The following is a 16,380-nucleotide window of genomic DNA, read 5'->3' as shown; positions in this document are numbered from 1 at the left end:
ATGGTAGGCATTCTGCTGATGACCCACGCACCGCTGGGTCAGGCATTCATCGCCGCGGTAGCACACGTGTTCCGCGGTCCCACGGAGTTGTTCGAAGCGATCGACGTGACGGCGGACCAGGACACCAATGAGGTCAACGAACTGGCGCGCCAGGCGATCAAGCGCCTCGACGATGGCGACGGCGTGCTGGTCATCACCGACATCAAGGGCGGCACGCCGTCCAATTGCTGCAACGCGCTGGCGCAAGCCGGACACGTGGAAGTCATCGCGGGCATCAGCCTGCCGATGCTGCTGCGCGCGATCACGTATCGGCGCGACACCCTCGACGTGGTGGTCGAGATGGCACTGGCGGGCGCGCAGAACGGCGCGGTCAGGGTCGACAACAGGATCCGGGTCGGCACCTGACCGGTCTTTTCAATTGGCGAGACGATAAAAAAACATGATTCAACAGGAACTCGAGATTATCAACAAGCTGGGCCTGCACGCCCGCGCCTCCGCCAAATTCACCCAGCTGGCCGCCCGCTACCAGAGCGACGTCTGGCTCACCCGCAATGCACGCCGCATCAACGCCAAGTCGATCATGGGCGTGATGATGCTGGCCGCCGGCAAGGGCGCCAAGGTGACGCTGGAAGCCGACGGTCCGGACGAGGAAGCATGCATCGCGGCATTGACTGCCTTGATCAACGATAAATTCGGCGAAGGCGAGTAACGATGCCGGAATCACGAGCCGGCCGCGGGCACCCGGGAAAATCGATGGCATCGTTCACCCTGCATGGCATTCCGGTCTCGCGCGGCATCTCGATCGGCCGCGCGCACCTGCTGACGCCGGCCGCGCTCGACGTCAAGCATTACCTGGTGGCGGAAGAGCAGGTCGAGGCCGAGGTCAAACGCCTGCAGGAAGCCATCGCCCAGGTGCACCGCACCCTGCAGGATCTCTGGACCGACCTGCCGAAGGATGCGCCGACCGAACTGGGCGCGTTCATCGACGTCCACGTGCTGATCCTGTCCGACCCGATGATATCCGAGGCGCCGCTCGACATCATCCGCTCGCGCCATTACAACGCCGAGTGGGCGCTGGTGACCCAGATCGACGAGCTGTCGGCACAGTTCGACGAGATCGAGGATGCCTACCTGCGCGAGCGCAAGCAGGACATCCAGCAGGTTGCCGAGCGCGTGCTGAAGGTCCTGATGGGCACCGAGCTGTCGGCGCCGCCGGTGCCGACTGGCGAGGACCACTTCCAGCCGCAGATGATCGTGGTCGCCCACGACATCTCGCCGGCCGACATGCTGGCCTTCCGCGACCGCTCGTTCGTCGGCTTCGTGACCGACGTCGGCGGCCAGAACTCGCACACCGCGATCGTCGCGCGCAGCCTCGACATCCCGGCCGCGGTCGGCATGAGCCAGGCTTCGCGCCTGGTCGAGCAGGACGACTGGGTGATCGTCGACGGCGATGCCGGCGTGGTGATCTGCAATCCGAGCGCGCTGGTGCTGGAGCAGTACCGCGCGCGCCAGGCTGCCCTGATCAAGGCGCGCAAGCGCCTGCTCAAGCTGAAAAAGACGCCGGCGGTCACCAGGGACGGCACGTCCATCACGCTGCTGGCCAACATCGAGCTGCCCGACGATTGTCCGGCGGCGCTGGATGCCGGTGCCCACGGCGTCGGCCTGTTCCGCTCCGAATTCCTGTTCATGGGTCGCGGCGCCCAGGCGCTGCGGGTGCCGAGCGAGGACGAGCAGTTCGAGCAGTACCGCAAGGCGGTGCTGGCGATGAAGGGCCGTGCGGTCACCATCCGCACCCTCGACGTCGGCGCCGACAAACCGCTGGACCAGACCGAGCACACGGCGCTGAACCCGGCGCTGGGCCTGCGCGCGATCCGCTATTGCCTGGCCGAGCCGCAGCTGTTCCTGACCCAGCTGCGCGCGATCCTGCGCGCGTCCGCCTTCGGCAAGGTGCGCATCCTGATCCCGATGCTGGCGCACGCCTTCGAGATCGACCAGTCGCTGAACATGATCGCCCAGGCCAAGGCCCAGCTGCGCGAGCAGAACATCAAGTTCGACGAGAGCATCGAGGTCGGCGCCATGATCGAGATCCCGGCCGCCGCATTGGCGCTGCCGATGTTCGTCAAGCGCATGGATTTCCTGTCGATCGGCACGAACGACCTGATCCAATATACGCTGGCGATCGACCGCGTCGACTACGAGGTGGCGCACCTGTACAATCCGCTCCACCCGGCGGTGCTGAACCTGATCGCGATGACGATCGCCGCCGGTGCCAAGGCCGGCATCGACGTCGCCGTGTGCGGCGAGATGGCGGGCGACGTCAAGCTGACGCGCCTGCTGCTCGGCATGGGCTTGCGCGAATTCTCGATGCACCCGGCCCAGCTGCTGGCGGTCAAGCAGGAAATCCTGGCGAGCGACCTCAAAACCCTGACCACGCGCACCCGCCGCATCCTGCGTGCGATGGAACCCGGCGACATCGCCGAGGCCGTGGAGCAACTGCAGTCACTGTAATACCAGAATAACGAATCCATGGCTTCTCTCGGAACAGTCTCACCCCAGGCGATGCATTTCGCCGAACCGCTGCGCCTGCAAAGCGGCGCCGCCCTCGGCGACTACACGCTGATGTACGAAACCTACGGCACCCTGAATGCCGACAAATCGAATGCGGTGCTGATCTGCCACGCGCTGAACGCATCGCACCACGTGGCCGGCCACTACGCCAACGAACCGAAAAGCGCCGGCTGGTGGGACAACATGGTCGGTCCCGGCAAGCCCGTGGACACCGACCGCTTCTTCGTCATCGGCATCAACAACCTCGGCTCCTGCTTCGGTTCCACGGGGCCGATGCACATCAATCCGGACACCGGCAAGCCCTACGGCGCCGCCTTCCCGGTGGTGACGGTGGAAGACTGGGTCGCGGCCCAGGCGCGCCTGGCCGACCGGCTCGGCATCGATTGTTTTGCGGCCGTGATGGGCGGCTCGCTGGGCGGCATGCAGGCACTGGCCTGGTCGATCATGTTCCCGCAGCGCCTGCGCCACTGCATCGTGATCGCGTCGACGCCCAAGCTGTCGGCCCAGAACATCGCCTTCAACGACGTCGCGCGCCAAGCCATCCTGACCGACCCCGACTACCGCGGCGGCGACTTCTACGAACACGGCGTGGTGCCGAAGAACGGTTTGAAAGTGGCACGGATGGTCGGCCACATCACTTACCTGTCGAACGACGACATGGCGGAAAAGTTCGGCCGCAAGCTGCGCAACGCGTCCGAGAACGACGACTACAAGTTCGGCTTCGGGGTCGACTTCGAGATCGAGTCCTACCTGCGCTACCAGGGCGACAAGTTCTCGGAATACTTCGATGCCAACACCTACCTCCTGATCACCAAGGCGCTCGATTACTTCGACCCGGCGCGCGAGCATGGGGGCAGCCTGGAGAAGGCGCTGGAAAACACCCGGGCGCAGTACCTGATCGCCTCCTTCAGCACCGACTGGCGCTTCTCGCCGGAGCGCAGCCGCGAGATCGTGCAGGCGCTGCTGGCCAACCGCCGCAAGGTGACCTATGCCGAGATCGACGCGCCGCACGGCCACGATGCCTTCCTGCTGGACGATGCGCGCTACATGAGCATCGTGCGTGCCTACTACGGCCGCATCTGGGAAGAATGTGTCGACGCCAAGGCAAAGGAGGCCGCATGAAATTCGAAGACCTGAGCACCCTGCGCCCCGACCTCGCGTTCATCGCGCACTGGGTCCGCAACGGTTCGCACGTGCTGGACGTGGGCTGCGGCGACGGCGCCATGCTGCGCTACCTGGAGACCGGCAAGCATTGCACCGGCTACGGCGTCGAGATCGCCGACGACAAGGTCCTGGAATCTACGCGCCGCGGCATCGACGTGATCCAGCACGACATGGAGCAGGGCCTCGACCTGTTCGGCGACAATGCCTTCGACATGGTGCTGTGCCTGTCCTCGCTGCAGATGATGCAGCACGTGGAGGCGCGCCTGCGCGACATCGTCCGCGTCGGCAAGGAAGCCATCGTCTCGTTCCCGAACTTCGCGCACTGGCCGCACCGCATCTCGCTGCTGAAGGGCCGCATGCCGGTGTCGCGCTCGCTGCCTTACCAGTGGTTCGACACGCCCAACGTGCGCTACGCCACGATCAACGATTTCAAGGAGCTGGCCGAGAAGTGCGGGCTGGAAGTGCTGGAATACGTGGCGCTGGCCGATGGCAAGCCGGTGTCCTTCCTACCCAACCTGCGCGGCAGCCTGGCCGTGTTCCGGTTGCGCAAGAAGGACTTGGTCGTCACTTGATATGATGTGCAGTATTGACATCGATTGCAGGTGAGCACGACCATGAAAAAGTTATTTATCCTGGCGGCATTGTGTGCCGCCATGCAGGGCGTACCGGGCGCGGCACGCGAAGCGGCACAGGATGGCAAGGGGCAAGTAGTGCAGGACGGGATCGCCGTCGAGCCGCTCAAGGATGGCATGTGGCGGCGCATGACCGCGCCCGAGCAGGCCATCAACGAGCAGTCGGCCCAGCAGTACACGGCGCTGATGGGCCAGGCGCGCGAGAAGGGCGCGCTGGTGGCGCCGGCCGATCCGCAGGTCAAGCGCCTGCGCGCCATCGCCCAGCGCATCATTCCGCAGACGGCGCGCTGGAATCCCAAGGCGAACCAGTGGAACTGGCAGGTCAACCTGCTGCGCTCGAACCAGGTGAATGCCTTCTGCATGCCGGGTGGACGCATCGCCTTCTTCACCGGCATCATCGACAAGCTGAAACTCACCGACGACGAGATCGCCGCCGTGATGGGCCACGAGATCGCGCACGCGCTGCGCGAGCACGGGCGCGAGCGCATGAGCAAGTCGACCACGACCAGCCTGGTTACCGGCATCGGCGGCGCCATCCTGTCGGCCTGGTCGGGCTACGACGTGCGCGGCGCGGCGAATGCGGCCGGCCAGATGGTGGTGCTGAAATTCTCGCGCGACGAGGAACGCGAAGCCGACCTGGTCGGCCTCGATATCGCCGCGCGCGCCGGCTACGACCCGCGCGCCGGTATCGCCCTGTGGAACAAGATGGCGGCACTGGACGGACGCGGCGCGCCGATCGAGCTGCTGTCGACCCACCCCGGCGGCACGCATCGCATCGAGCAGATACAGTCCCACATGAACGTGCTGCTGCCGCTGTACGCCCGCAGCAAGGGCGTGCCGGTGGACCGGCTGCCGCCATACCGCACCAATCTTGCATCGCGCTGAAGGACTGCATGGCACGTTTCGTCAGGAAGGGCCACCAGGCCGAAGCCAATGCCCAGGTGCCGCTGCCGGTGCGCGACGGCGTGGCCCCCAGCTACCTGTGGATCAACGAGACCCGCACCGGGGGCATGCTGGCCTTTCTCGAGGCGCATTTCGGCGAGGTCGGCGGCCCGTCCTGGGCCGCGCGGCTGGCGCGCGGCGACGTGGTCGACGCGAGCGGCCAGCGCCTGCAGCCGGACAGCCACGTGCGCCAGGGCATGCGCATCTGGTATTACCGCGAGCTCGAAGAAGAAACGCCGATCCCGTTCGAAGAAGCCATCCTGTTCCAGGATGACCACCTGCTGGTGGTCGACAAGCCGCACTTCGTGCCGATGATCCCGACCGGGCGCTTCCTGCGCGAGACCCTGCTGGTGCGCCTGAAGCGCAAGCTCGACCTGCCGCACCTGACGCCGATCCACCGCCTCGACCGCGAGACCGCCGGCGTGGTCATCTTCTCGCACAACCTGGCCACGCGCGGCACTTACCAGTCGATGTTCCAGAAGCGCAGCATCCGCAAGGTGTACGAAGCGCTGGCGCCGGTGTTGACTGGCCGCGAATTCCCGTTCACCTACCGCAGCCGCATGGTCGACGGCGAAAAGTTCTTCGTGATGAAGGAAGAAGAGGGCGAACCGAACTCGGAAACGCTGGTGGAACTGATCGAGCGCCGCGGCGGCATCGCGCGCTACCGCCTGCATCCGCACACCGGCCGCAAGCACCAGCTGCGCCTGCACCTGGCGTCCCTGGGCGTGCCGATCCTGAACGATGCTTTCTATCCGGTAGCCCTGCCGTGCAAGGGCGACGATTATTCGGCGCCGCTGCAACTGCTGGCGCGCCGCATCGGCTTCGACGATCCGCTGACCGGCGAGGCGCGCAGCTTCGAAAGCCGGCGCGTGCTGGACTGGCCGGCAGCGTGACATTCCGCGCATCTTTGCAGGATTCGTGATGCTATCCTGACCCGAGATTTCCATAAATCAACGGTCATGACAGGCCCATCACCATGCATAAAGTACGCGAACTCGAGAGCATGCCGCCCCATGCCGATCCGCGCGAGGCGCTCGGCATCGTGCTGATCTGCTTCGGCTGGCCCATACTTGCCTCGGTAGAGGCGGTGCTGGCCAGGGGCGCCGGGCAGCTCAGGTTCAGCAACGCCGCGCTCGACGCCACGCTCGTGCTCGAGCTGATCGTCGGCGCCACGGCCCTGGCCGTGTTGGCTTCGCGCCGCTACCCGCTGCATACCCTGTGGCCGCGCGTATCCTGGCGTGGCACGGTCGACGGCCTGGGTCTGTTCGCGTGCTTCCTGGCCCTGTGTCAGGTGAGCCGGCTGCTGATGCCGCCGGAGGCGGGCTGGCCGATCGAGGACATCATGACGAGGACCAGCGTGTCCTGGTCCAGCGTGATTCCGATGTCGATCATCAACGGCGCCTATGAGGAAGTCTTCCTGCTGGGTTACCTGATGCGCGGCATGCGCCGCTATGGCGCCTCGACCGCGATCGGCATCATGGTGCTGGTGCGCATGCTCTATCACATGTACCAAGGGGCGGCGGGCGCCCTGGCGATCGTGCTGTTCGGCATCGTCCTCGGCGTCTATTACCAGCGCAAGGGCCAGCTTTTTCCCGTGGTGCTGGCCCATGCCGCTGCCGACATGGCGGCGTTCCTGCTCTGACCAGAGCGCTGGATCAAAGGGCGTAATCGATGATCAGCGGCGCGTGGTCGGAAAAGCGCTCTTCCTTGTAGATCGACACCGCATGCGCCTTGGCGGCGATGCCCGGGGTAGCGACGTGGTAGTCGATGCGCCAGCCGACGTTCTTGGCCCAGGCCTGGCCGCGGTTGCTCCACCAGGTGTACTGCTCGGGTTCCTGGTTGACCACGCGGTGCACGTCCACCAGGCCCAGTTCGTCGAAGATGCGCGTCATCCAGGCGCGCTCTTCCGGAAGGAAGCCGGAATTCTTCCTGTTCCCTTTCCAGTTCTTGAGGTCGATTTCCTTGTGCGCGATGTTCCAGTCGCCGCAGATCACGACTTCGCGGCCTTCGGCCTTCAACTGTTCCAAGTGCGGCAGGAAGACTTCCATGAAGCGGAACTTGGCCAGCTGGCGCTCGGGCGAAGACGAGCCGGACGGGCAGTACACCGAGATCACGGTCAGGTTGCCGACGTCGGCGCGGGTGTAGCGGCCTTCGTCGTCGAATTCGACGCAGCCGAACCCGGTCGAGGTCATGTCCGGCTTGATGCGGCTGTACACCCCGGTGCCCGAATAGCCCTTCTTCTCGGCGTAGTGGAAATGGCCGTGGTAGCCGTGCGGCGCGAGGAATTCCTCGGTCATGTCGGCCTGCTGGGCCTTCAGCTCCTGGACGCAGATGAAATCGGCATCCTGCGTGGCCATCCAGTTGAAGAAACCCTTCTTGTGAGCGGAGCGGATGCCGTTCAGGTTGGCGGAAATAATTCGTGGCATGGTTATGAAAATAATACGGAGATGAGAGCAGGACGCTGCTGTTGGCTGCCGATGTGACAATGCCGCAACAGGATGACAGCCGAATAGTGTAACGCTTTTTTTGCTCGGCAGGAACGTCAAACCCATCTGTTACACTGTCACGCCGGCGAAGCGGCCACACCGCTGTCCACGATGCGCCGGCATCCGCCCTGACTGGAGTTTCCGACGTGTTGCCTAGCCCCGACCATCCCGACCAAGCCGTATCGCTGGCACTGACCCTGCGCCGGCGCGAACAGGAATTCGCCGATTTCGTCGAGAACGCGGCGGAAGGCCTGCACCGCGTCGCCGGCGACGGCACCATCCTGTGGGCCAACCGCGCCGAACTGCAGATGCTGGGCTATGCCTGGGAAGAATACGTCGGCCGCCACATCGCCGAATTCCACGTCGACCCCGACGTCATCGGCCACATCCTGGCCACGCTGTCCTCGGGCGGCACGCTGCTCGACCAGCCGGCCCGGCTGCGCTGCAAGGACGGCTCGATCAAGCACGTCGTGATCCATTCGAACGGCTATTTCGAAGACGGCCAGCTGCGCTACACGCGCTGCTTCACGCGCGACGCCACCGAGCGCCACCAGCGCGACGAAGCGCTGGCCCAGCGCGACCGCATGCTGCGCGGCGCGCCGGTCGCGGCGGCCCTGCTGGTCGGCCCCGACTTCACCTTCCGCCTCGCCAACCGCCGCTTTTGCGCACTGATGGACCGCGACGGCCTCGAAGGCCAGGCCTTCGGCGCCGCCTTCCCGGAACTGCGCGACGGCGAAGCGATGCGCCTGCTCGAGCAGGGCAGCAAAGCCGCGCTCGAGATCGACGAGCTGCGCGTGGAACTGGCGCGCGCCGACGGCCGCATCGAGGAGCGCTTCCTGCAACTGAGCCTGGAGCCGCTGAGCAGCAGTCCGGACCAGGCGACGGGCGAAGAGCAGGGCGTGATCCTGGTGGCGGTGGACGTCACCGCCGATGTCCACAACCGCCGCAGCCTGGAGCGCGCCCACGCCGAGCGCGAACGGCTGCTGGACGAACTGACCACCGCCAACCGCACCAAGGACGAATTCCTGGCGATGCTCGGGCACGAGCTGCGCAATCCGCTGTCGCCGATCGTCACCGCGCTGCAACTGATGCGCATGCGTGGCGAGACCGGCGGCCTGCGCGAACGCGAGATCATCCAGCGCCAGGTCGAGCATCTGGTGCGCCTGGTGGACGACCTGCTGGACGTGGCGCGCGCCACCCGCGGCCAGATCGAGCTGAAGTTCGAGCAGGTGGACATCGCGCAGCCGCTGGCCAAGGCGGTCGAGATGGCGAGCGTGCTGCTGGAGCGGCGCCGCCACCGCCTCGACGTCGAGGTCGATCCTGGCCTGGAGTGGCAGGGCGATCCGATGCGGCTGGCGCAGGTGGTCTCCAACCTGCTGACGAATGCCGCGCGCTACACCGAGCCGGGCGGCCAGGTGGCCTTGCGCGCATGCCGCGAGACGTCGGGCCGGCATGCCGGCTGGCTGCGCATCAGCGTGCAGGACAACGGCATCGGGCTGGCGCCCGAGATGCTGGTGCAGGTGTTCGGCCTGTTCTTCCAGGCCAAGCGCAGCGTCGAGCGCAGCCAGGGCGGCCTCGGCATCGGCCTGGCGCTGGTCAAGAACATCGTCGAGCTGCACGGCGGCAGGGTCGAGGCGCGCAGCGGCGGCCCGGGCCGCGGCAGCGAATTCATCGTGCTGCTGCCGGCCGTGAGCGTGGCCACCTGGGCCACCCCGGCCGCGGCCCGGCCGGCGGCGGTGGCGGCGCAGCCGGCGGCACGCAAGCGCATCATGGTGGTCGACGACAATGCCGACGCCGCCGAGACGCTCGGCATGCTGCTGCGCGCGCACGGCCACGAGGTCGAGGTGTTCAACGATCCGGTCAGCGCGCTGGCCGCGGTGGCGCGCCTGCGTCCCGACATTGCCGTGCTCGACATCGGGCTGCCGGTGCTGGACGGCTACCAGCTCGCCGCGCGCATGCGCACGCTGCTCGCCGGCCATCCCTGCCGCCTGTTCGCGCTGACCGGCTACGGCCAGGATGCCGACATGGCCAAGAGCGCAGCGGCCGGCTTCGAGCGGCACCTGGTCAAGCCGATCATGCCGGAGCAGGTGACCGAGCTGGTGAGCCTGCGCTGACACCGCGGCGGCGGCTGGCACCCGGATGGTGCGGCGCGCATTACAATACGGGCTTTCGAATCCAGGGGAAGTCATGAGCAATCTGCGCCAACAATTTATCGCGTTTTCGGTCGAGGCCGGGGTCTTGAAATTCGGTCAATTCACGACCAAGGCGGGGCGCCTGTCGCCGTACTTCTTCAACGCCGGCCTGTTCCACGACGGCGCCACCCTGGGCCAGCTGGCCCAGTTCTACGCCCAGACCCTGATCGACTCCGGCGTCGAGTTCGACATGCTGTTCGGTCCGGCCTACAAGGGCATCACGCTGGCCTCCGCGACCGCGGTGGCGCTGGCGGCCAAGGGCCACAATACTTCGTTCGCCTACAACCGCAAGGAAGCCAAGGACCACGGCGAAGGCGGCACCATCGTCGGCGCCGGTCTCAAAGGCAAGGTCGTCATCATCGACGACGTGATCTCGGCCGGCACCTCGGTGCGCGAATCGGTGGCCATGATCCGCGCCGCCGGCGCCGAACCGGCCGCCGTGCTGATTGCGCTCGACCGCATGGAACGCGGCGGCAAGGATGGCGTGCTGTCGCCACTGTCGGCGGTGCAGGAAGTCAGCCAGAACTACGGCATCCCGGTGATCTCGATCGCCAACCTGGCCGATCTGTTCGGCTACCTGGAGGCGGATCCGTCGCTGGGCGAGCACAAGGCGGCGGTGGCGGCGTATCGCGCGCAGTACGGGGTGTAATCCGGAAGTGGCCTGACCCCGCCTGGCGGCGCTTCAGGCCATCTCGCGCGCTGGCGCATACAGCGCCAGCTGGGCGGCCAGCGCCTTGCGGAAGGCGGGCCGCGCCATGCAGCGCGCCATGTAGGCGCTCACGTTCCCGAAGCGCGCCGCCAGGCCGCAGCCGTCGAGCAGGCGCAGCACCGTGGTCATCAGGATGTCGGCGGCACTGAAATCGCCGGCCAGCCAGTCGCGGCCGGCCAGCACCCGGTCCAAGTCGTGCAGGCGCGTGAGCGCCATCTCTTCCAGCACCGGGCGGCTGCCGGCGGCCCATGGGGCGTCGGCGAAGAATACGTCGAGCTCGGCCAGCCTGGCGAAATAAGGTTCTACCGAATTCAGCGCCGCGAACATCCACGTCGCCACGCGCGTGCGCGCGGCCGGCTCGGGCGGCATCAGCGCCGTGCAGCGCTCGCCCAGGTGCATCAGGATGGCGCCGGATTCGAACACCTGCACAGCGCCGTCCTGCAGGAGCGGGATCTGGCCGAACGGCTGTTCGCGGCGGTAGGCAGGCGTATTCCTGTCGTCGAAGTCGATCAGGCGCAGCATATAGGGCAGGCCGGCTTCCTCCAGCGCCCAGCGCACGCGCAGGTCGCGCACGTAGCCCGCGGCGAACGGCGGGACCATGCGGAAGGTGGTCAACGTGATCATGGTGTCTCCTCGTGGTGAACAAGGGCGAGGATACGCAGACGCATAATATGTTCAAGAACATATTCTGGATCGGCGGATAATGGTGCCGAAGGAGGCGCGACATGCCCTACAGCAGCGAACACAAGGCGCAGACGCGGGCGCGCATCGTCGGCGCGGCGCGGCGCCTGTTCAACCGCCACGGCTTCGAGCAGGTGTCGATCGACCGCATCATGCTTGAAGCGGGGCTGACGCGCGGCGGCTTCTACCATCATTTCGACAGCAAGGACGCGCTGTATGCGGCCGCCGTCGCCAGTTTCACGACCTGCAATCCGTTCCGCCCCGACGCCGCCGCCACGCCGGCGCCGGCGCCGATGCAGCTGGCGCGCATGCTGCTCGACGTCTACCTGTGCGACGAGGTGTTCGACAACGTCGACCACCACTGTCCGCTGTACGCCTTGCCGGGCGACGTGGCGCGTGCCGGACTGTCGCCGCAAAAGGCTTATACGCAGCTGATCCGCAACCTGACCGACGTGTATGCCCGGGCGCTGGAGGATAGACCCGACGGCGCGCAGCGGGCGCAGGCGATCGTGGCGCTGTGCGTCGGCGGCATGGTGCTGGCACGCACCACCGACGACGCGGCGCTGCGTGCCTCCCTGCGCGCCGCGGCGCGGCAGCAGGCGCTGGCCTTGCTGGAGGGCGGGCCAGCCTCAATCGCGGCCTGACTCGTCCAGCCTGAGCACCTCGAACGACATGTTTTTCAGGGCACTGCCGGGCCGCCAGGGCGGATTGATGACCGTGATGTCGCGCACGCCCAGGCGCGCGAAATCGTCCAGCGAATACGTCCAGCCGACCGCGTTCGGATCGCTGCGCTGGCGCCGCTGGTAGCGCTCTTCCTGGCCCAGCGTGACGTAGTCGGCGCGCACGCCGAGCGTCCTGAAATACGCCTGTTCCTGCCGTGCGTCGTCCTTGATGGTGGAAGCGATCTGGTCCAGCATCGCCTTGCGTTTGTCGGGCGGCAGGGCGTCCAGCATCTGTTGCGTGGCGGGGTCGAACTGGAAGGTCTTGCTGCTGAGGCCACCGTGGAAGCCGATCACGGCGAAGTTGCTGACCAGCTTGTGGATCCCGGCCGGGAACACGTAGTTGGCGCAGGACGACATGCAGTATTCCATCACCTTCACGTCGAGCTTGTGGTCGCGCACCCAGCGGCCCAGCGCCAGCCCGTAGCTGGTGGTGCCGCCGCGGCTGCGGATCGACAGCACGGCCGGCTTGTCGGCGAGGCTGTCGTACAGCGCGAACAGGCGCGCGTTGGCGTGGGGCTCGAGCAGGCCGACGTACACCAGTTCGCCGTCGGCGACATACACTTGGGTGGGTTCTTCGCTGCCGCCATCGGCGCGGGCGCCGGCCACGCCGAACAGCAGGGGGAGGAGACAGGACAGGGCAGCTTTGCGCATCGGACCATTCCTCGAAAGGATATCGCCGGATTATAACGATCCGGCTTGTCTTTCGATTTCAGCGGGACGCAGCGGAATAAACACCAGTATGAACACCAGCATAAAAAAACCGGGCAAGCCCGGTTTTTCGATACAACACGGAAAGAATCAACCCGCCAGCTTCTTCTTCAGCAGCTCCGTCACCTGCGCCGGATTGGCCTTGCCCTTGGAGGCCTTCATGGTCTGGCCGATCAGCGCATTGATCGCCGCTTCCTTGCCGGCGCGGTACTGCTCGACCGACTTGGCGTTGGCAGCCAGGACCTCGTCGACGATCGCTTCCAGCGCGCCGGTGTCCGAGATCTGCTTCAGGCCCTTCTGTTCGATTACGATGTCGGCCAGGTGCTCGTCTTCCGATTTCGCTTCCCACATCGCGGCGAACACTTCCTTGGCCGCCTTGTTCGAGATGGTGCCGTCGGCGATGCGCTTGAGCAGCAGCGCCAGCTGCGAGGCTTCGACCGGCGACTCGGCCAGGTCGACGCCCTCGCGGTTCAGGGTCGACGACACGTCGCCCATCATCCAGTTGGCGGCGGCCTTGGCGTTGTCCTTGCCGGCCTTGGCCACCACCGCTTCGTAGTAGGTGGCCATGACCTGCGAACCGGTCAGGATCAGGGCGTCGTACTCGGGCAGGCCGTAGTCCTTGATGAAGCGGTCGCGCATGGCGGCCGGCAGTTCCGGCATGCTGGCCTTGATGCGCTCGATCCAGTCCTGCTGGATGACGAGCGGCGGCAGGTCCGGGTCCGGGAAGTAGCGGTAATCCTGGGCGTCTTCCTTGGTGCGCATGGAACGGGTTTCCTTGCGGTCCGGGTCCCACAGGCGGGTCGCCTGGATGACCTTGCCGCCGTCCTCGATCAGCTCGATCTGGCGCCGCACTTCGTAGTGGATCGCTTCTTCCATGAAGCGGAAGGAGTTCAGGTTCTTGATCTCGCAGCGGGTACCGAATTCCTTCTGGCCGACCGGGCGCACCGAGACGTTGACGTCGCAGCGGAACGAGCCTTCCTGCATGTTGCCGTCGCAGACGCCCAGCCACATCACCAGTGCGTGCAGCGCTTTCGCATAGGCGACCGCTTCGGCGGCGCTGCGCATTTCCGGCTCGGACACGATCTCGAGCAGCGGCGTGCCGGCGCGGTTGAGGTCGATGCCGCTCATGCCGGCGTAATCCTCGTGCAGCGATTTACCGGCATCCTCTTCCAGGTGGGCACGGGTCAGGTTGACGGTTTTCGTCTCCAGCTTGCCGTCTTTCTCATAGGCGAAGCTGATGGTGCCGCCCTGGACCACCGGATCGTCCATCTGGCTGATCTGGTAGCCCTTCGGCAGGTCCGGATAAAAATAGTTCTTGCGCGCGAAGATCGACTGCGGCGCGATTTTCGCGCCGACCGCCAGGCCGAAGCGGATCGCGCGCTCGACGGCGCCGTGGTTCAGCACCGGCAGCACGCCCGGCAGCGCCAGGTCGACCGGGCTGGCCTGGGTGTTGGGCTCGGCGCCGAAGCGGATCGAGCTGCCGCTGAAGATTTTCGAGTTGGTCGTGAGCTGGACGTGGTTCTCAAGACCGATGACGACTTCCCATTGCATATTATTCTCTCTTTCGTGCGTCAGGCGTTAGACACCTTCAGGCGCCTGTTGGTGCCAGTTCGTAGCCTGCTGGTACTGGTGCGCGATGTTCAGCAGCTTGGCTTCGCTGAAGTAGTTGCCGATGATCTGCAGGCCGACCGGACGCTTGGCGTTCTTTTCGCCTTGTCCGAAGCCGACCGGGATCGACATCCCGGGCAGGCCCGCCAGGCTGGTCGACAGCGTGAAGATGTCGGCCAGGTAGTTGGCGACCGGGTCGTCGGATTTCGCGCCGAGGTCCCAGGCGACGGTCGGGGCCACTGGGCCCATGATCACGTCGCACTTGTCCTTGAACGCGGCCTGGAAATCGTCGGCGATCAGGCGGCGGATCTTCTGTGCCTGCACGTAGTAGGCGTCGTAGTAGCCGTGGCACAGCACGTAGGTGCCGACCATGATGCGGCGCTGGACTTCCTTGCCGAAGCCCTGCGCGCGGGTCTTCTTGTACATGTCCTGCAGGTCGGTGTACTCCGGGGCGCGGTAGCCGTAGCGCACGCCGTCGAAGCGCGACAGGTTGGACGAGGCTTCGGCCGGGGCGATGATGTAGTACACCGGGATCGACAGCGAGGTCTTCGGCAGCGAGATCTCGACCAGGGTCGCGCCCTGTTTCACGAATTCGTCGAGCGCGGCGCGCACGGCCTGCTCCACGTCCGCGGCCAGGCCTTCGCCGAAGTACTCCTTCGGCACGCCGATGCGCAGGCCGGCCAGCGGGGCGTTCAGCTCGCGCGTGAAATCTTCGCGGGCGTTGCCCTGGTCAGCCGTGAGGCTGGTCGAGTCGCGGCCGTCGAAGCCGACCATCTCGTTCAGCAGCAGGGCGCAATCCTCGGCGGTGCGCGCCATCGGGCCGCCCTGGTCGAGCGAGGAGGCGAAGGCGATCATGCCGTAGCGCGACACGCGGCCGTAGGTCGGCTTGATGCCGGTGATGCCGCAGAAGGCGGCCGGCTGGCGGATCGAGCCGCCGGTGTCGGTGCCGGTGGCGGCCGGGGCCAGGCGCGCGGCGATCGCGGCGGCCGAGCCGCCCGACGAACCGCCCGGCACGGCCAATGCGTCCCACGGGTTCTTCACGGCGCCGAAGCTTGAGTTCTCGTTGGCCGAGCCCATCGCGAATTCGTCGCAATTGAGCTTGCCCAGCGTGACCATGCCGGCGTCGCCGAATTTTTCGACCACGGTGGCATCGAAGGGGCTGACATAGTTGCCGAGCATCTTCGAGGCGGCGGTCGAGCGCCAGCCCTTGGTGACGAAGATGTCCTTGTGCGCGATCGGGATACCGGTCAGCAGACCGGCGCTGCCTTCGGCCAGGCGCGCATCGGCAGCCGCGGCCTGGGCCAGCGTCAGTTCCGGATTCACGTCCAGGAAGGCGTTGTGCTGGCTGGCCGCGATGCGGTCCAGATAATGCCGGGCCAGTTCGGTCGCGGACACCTGTTTGGAATGCAGGAGCGTGGACAGCTCCTTGATGGTTTTATTATGCATGATGATTTACGGCGATCCCTGGCTGATATTTATTCGATAACCTTCGGCACGAGATAAAGGCCGTCTTGCGCTTTCGGCGCCGGCGCCTGGTAGTCTTCGCGGCGATTCTCTTCGCTCACCACGTCGTCGCGCAGACGCAGCGGCAATGCGAGCACGGCGGCCAGCGGTTGCGACAATGGCGCAACACCGGTGGTGTCGACCGCCTGCATTTGTTCGGCCAGGGCGAAAATCCCGTTCAGTTCGCTCAGTGCGATCTCGGCATGGGCGTCGTCCATATCGAGCTGGGCCAGGTTGGCGATCCGTTTTACGTCTGAAAGTGTCAGAGACATGGCAAATGAGGGCAACAGGAGATGGTTGTGCGGATGATGAAATTTGGATAACGGCGCGTTAAAGCTGATAAAAGCTTTCTAATACCGCTGATCTCGCTGGCTGATATCGGGGTGATACCGCCCGTTTTTCAGCATTTAAACGCCAAATTATAAGGTAGAATGGCGGGCTAATGCGTTCTCGAGGGTGAAAGCG

General features: G+C 65.8%; 17 protein-coding genes. 11 read left to right on the top strand and 6 right to left on the bottom strand.

The window, feature by feature from the left end; all coding sequences use genetic code 11:
• From FBX97_RS27760 to FBX97_RS27725, 8 genes are all read left to right on the top strand, one after another.
• Positions 1 to 405, top strand: coding sequence for a PTS sugar transporter subunit IIA (locus FBX97_RS27760; RefSeq protein ID WP_141838903.1), 405 nt, complete (start codon positions 1 to 3; stop codon positions 403 to 405).
• 34 nt (positions 406 to 439) lie between these two features.
• On the top strand, positions 440 to 709 hold the full coding sequence (locus tag FBX97_RS27755; RefSeq protein WP_141838901.1) for an HPr family phosphocarrier protein: 270 nt from the start codon (positions 440 to 442) through the stop codon (positions 707 to 709).
• A gap of 44 nt (positions 710 to 753) precedes the next feature.
• Entirely contained in the window at positions 754 to 2,508 is a 1,755-nt protein-coding gene (gene ptsP, locus FBX97_RS27750; protein WP_141838899.1) for a phosphoenolpyruvate--protein phosphotransferase, read from the top strand.
• Positions 2,509 to 2,559: 51 nt separating this feature from the next.
• Positions 2,560 to 3,690, top strand: a complete 1,131-nt coding sequence (locus tag FBX97_RS27745) for a homoserine O-acetyltransferase (protein ID WP_370457377.1) — start codon at positions 2,560 to 2,562, stop codon at positions 3,688 to 3,690.
• Complete coding sequence (gene metW / locus FBX97_RS27740; RefSeq protein ID WP_141838895.1) at positions 3,687 to 4,304, top strand: methionine biosynthesis protein MetW; 618 nt, start codon at positions 3,687 to 3,689, stop codon at positions 4,302 to 4,304. Before FBX97_RS27745 ends, metW begins: the two co-directional genes overlap by 4 nt.
• Positions 4,305 to 4,346: 42 nt before the next feature.
• Complete coding sequence (locus tag FBX97_RS27735; protein ID WP_141838893.1) at positions 4,347 to 5,249, top strand: M48 family metallopeptidase; 903 nt, start codon at positions 4,347 to 4,349, stop codon at positions 5,247 to 5,249.
• 8 nt (positions 5,250 to 5,257) lie between these two features.
• Positions 5,258 to 6,199, top strand: a complete 942-nt coding sequence (locus FBX97_RS27730) for an RluA family pseudouridine synthase (protein ID WP_141838891.1) — start codon at positions 5,258 to 5,260, stop codon at positions 6,197 to 6,199.
• 83 nt (positions 6,200 to 6,282) lie between these two features.
• Positions 6,283 to 6,948, top strand: a complete 666-nt coding sequence (locus FBX97_RS27725; protein WP_141838890.1) for a CPBP family intramembrane glutamic endopeptidase — start codon at positions 6,283 to 6,285, stop codon at positions 6,946 to 6,948.
• Between the two features lie 13 nt (positions 6,949 to 6,961).
• Here the strand turns inward: FBX97_RS27725 and FBX97_RS27720 are convergent, their stop codons facing one another.
• Complete coding sequence (locus FBX97_RS27720; RefSeq protein WP_141838888.1) at positions 6,962 to 7,732, bottom strand: exodeoxyribonuclease III; 771 nt, start codon at positions 7,730 to 7,732, stop codon at positions 6,962 to 6,964.
• Positions 7,733 to 7,938: 206 nt separating this feature from the next.
• Between FBX97_RS27720 and FBX97_RS27715 the strand changes: the two genes are divergently transcribed.
• Positions 7,939 to 9,906, top strand: a complete 1,968-nt coding sequence (locus tag FBX97_RS27715) for an ATP-binding protein (protein ID WP_255517661.1) — start codon at positions 7,939 to 7,941, stop codon at positions 9,904 to 9,906.
• Positions 9,907 to 9,979: 73 nt separating this feature from the next.
• Positions 9,980 to 10,633: an orotate phosphoribosyltransferase gene (gene pyrE, locus FBX97_RS27710; protein ID WP_141838884.1), complete on the top strand. Its 654-nt coding sequence runs from the start codon at positions 9,980 to 9,982 to the stop codon at positions 10,631 to 10,633.
• Between the two features lie 33 nt (positions 10,634 to 10,666).
• On the opposite strand, the gene FBX97_RS27705 is transcribed toward pyrE, so the two are convergent.
• Complete coding sequence (locus FBX97_RS27705) at positions 10,667 to 11,317, bottom strand: glutathione S-transferase family protein (protein ID WP_141838882.1); 651 nt, start codon at positions 11,315 to 11,317, stop codon at positions 10,667 to 10,669.
• 101 nt (positions 11,318 to 11,418) lie between these two features.
• Between FBX97_RS27705 and FBX97_RS27700 the strand changes: the two genes are divergently transcribed.
• Positions 11,419 to 12,018: a TetR/AcrR family transcriptional regulator gene (locus tag FBX97_RS27700; protein ID WP_141838881.1), complete on the top strand. Its 600-nt coding sequence runs from the start codon at positions 11,419 to 11,421 to the stop codon at positions 12,016 to 12,018.
• On the opposite strand, the gene FBX97_RS27695 is transcribed toward FBX97_RS27700, so the two are convergent.
• The 4 genes from FBX97_RS27695 to gatC form a co-directional block, all read right to left on the bottom strand.
• Positions 12,004 to 12,747: a peptidase gene (locus tag FBX97_RS27695; RefSeq protein ID WP_141838879.1), complete on the bottom strand. Its 744-nt coding sequence runs from the start codon at positions 12,745 to 12,747 to the stop codon at positions 12,004 to 12,006. The genes FBX97_RS27700 and FBX97_RS27695 overlap by 15 nt on opposite strands.
• A 147-nt stretch (positions 12,748 to 12,894) precedes the next feature.
• Positions 12,895 to 14,355, bottom strand: coding sequence for an Asp-tRNA(Asn)/Glu-tRNA(Gln) amidotransferase subunit GatB (gene gatB / locus FBX97_RS27690; protein ID WP_141838877.1), 1,461 nt, complete (start codon positions 14,353 to 14,355; stop codon positions 12,895 to 12,897).
• Positions 14,356 to 14,382: 27 nt separating this feature from the next.
• On the bottom strand, positions 14,383 to 15,858 hold the full coding sequence (gatA, locus tag FBX97_RS27685) for an Asp-tRNA(Asn)/Glu-tRNA(Gln) amidotransferase subunit GatA (RefSeq protein ID WP_141838875.1): 1,476 nt from the start codon (positions 15,856 to 15,858) through the stop codon (positions 14,383 to 14,385).
• Positions 15,859 to 15,887: 29 nt separating this feature from the next.
• On the bottom strand, positions 15,888 to 16,187 hold the full coding sequence (gatC, locus tag FBX97_RS27680) for an Asp-tRNA(Asn)/Glu-tRNA(Gln) amidotransferase subunit GatC (protein ID WP_141838873.1): 300 nt from the start codon (positions 16,185 to 16,187) through the stop codon (positions 15,888 to 15,890).
• Between the last annotated feature and the right edge of the window lie 193 nt (positions 16,188 to 16,380).

This window comes from Herbaspirillum sp. SJZ107 (genome assembly GCF_006715485.1).
Taxonomy (GTDB): domain Bacteria; phylum Pseudomonadota; class Gammaproteobacteria; order Burkholderiales; family Burkholderiaceae_D; genus Telluria.
Note: the sequence above shows the minus strand (reverse complement) of the source record. Positions and strands in the feature narration are given on the sequence as shown.

Bases quoted from the DNA above. Each gene is read 5' to 3' on its own strand.
- pyrE (WP_141838884.1), top strand. From the start codon at position 9,980: ATGAGCAATCTGCGCCAACAATTTATCGCGTTTTCGGTCGAGGCCGGG.
- gatA (WP_141838875.1), bottom strand. From the start codon at position 15,858: ATGCATAATAAAACCATCAAGGAGCTGTCCACGCTCCTGCATTCCAAA.
- gatC (WP_141838873.1), bottom strand. From the start codon at position 16,187: ATGTCTCTGACACTTTCAGACGTAAAACGGATCGCCAACCTGGCCCAG.
- gatB (WP_141838877.1), bottom strand. From the start codon at position 14,355: ATGCAATGGGAAGTCGTCATCGGTCTTGAGAACCACGTCCAGCTCACG.
- ptsP (WP_141838899.1), top strand. From the start codon at position 754: ATGGCATCGTTCACCCTGCATGGCATTCCGGTCTCGCGCGGCATCTCG.
- FBX97_RS27735 (WP_141838893.1), top strand. From the start codon at position 4,347: ATGAAAAAGTTATTTATCCTGGCGGCATTGTGTGCCGCCATGCAGGGC.
- FBX97_RS27705 (WP_141838882.1), bottom strand. From the start codon at position 11,317: ATGATCACGTTGACCACCTTCCGCATGGTCCCGCCGTTCGCCGCGGGC.
- FBX97_RS27760 (WP_141838903.1), top strand. From the start codon at position 1: ATGGTAGGCATTCTGCTGATGACCCACGCACCGCTGGGTCAGGCATTC.
- metW (WP_141838895.1), top strand. From the start codon at position 3,687: ATGAAATTCGAAGACCTGAGCACCCTGCGCCCCGACCTCGCGTTCATC.
- FBX97_RS27695 (WP_141838879.1), bottom strand. From the start codon at position 12,747: ATGCGCAAAGCTGCCCTGTCCTGTCTCCTCCCCCTGCTGTTCGGCGTG.
- FBX97_RS27725 (WP_141838890.1), top strand. From the start codon at position 6,283: ATGCATAAAGTACGCGAACTCGAGAGCATGCCGCCCCATGCCGATCCG.
- FBX97_RS27730 (WP_141838891.1), top strand. From the start codon at position 5,258: ATGGCACGTTTCGTCAGGAAGGGCCACCAGGCCGAAGCCAATGCCCAG.
- FBX97_RS27745 (WP_370457377.1), top strand. From the start codon at position 2,560: ATGCATTTCGCCGAACCGCTGCGCCTGCAAAGCGGCGCCGCCCTCGGC.
- FBX97_RS27700 (WP_141838881.1), top strand. From the start codon at position 11,419: ATGCCCTACAGCAGCGAACACAAGGCGCAGACGCGGGCGCGCATCGTC.
- FBX97_RS27720 (WP_141838888.1), bottom strand. From the start codon at position 7,732: ATGCCACGAATTATTTCCGCCAACCTGAACGGCATCCGCTCCGCTCAC.
- FBX97_RS27755 (WP_141838901.1), top strand. From the start codon at position 440: ATGATTCAACAGGAACTCGAGATTATCAACAAGCTGGGCCTGCACGCC.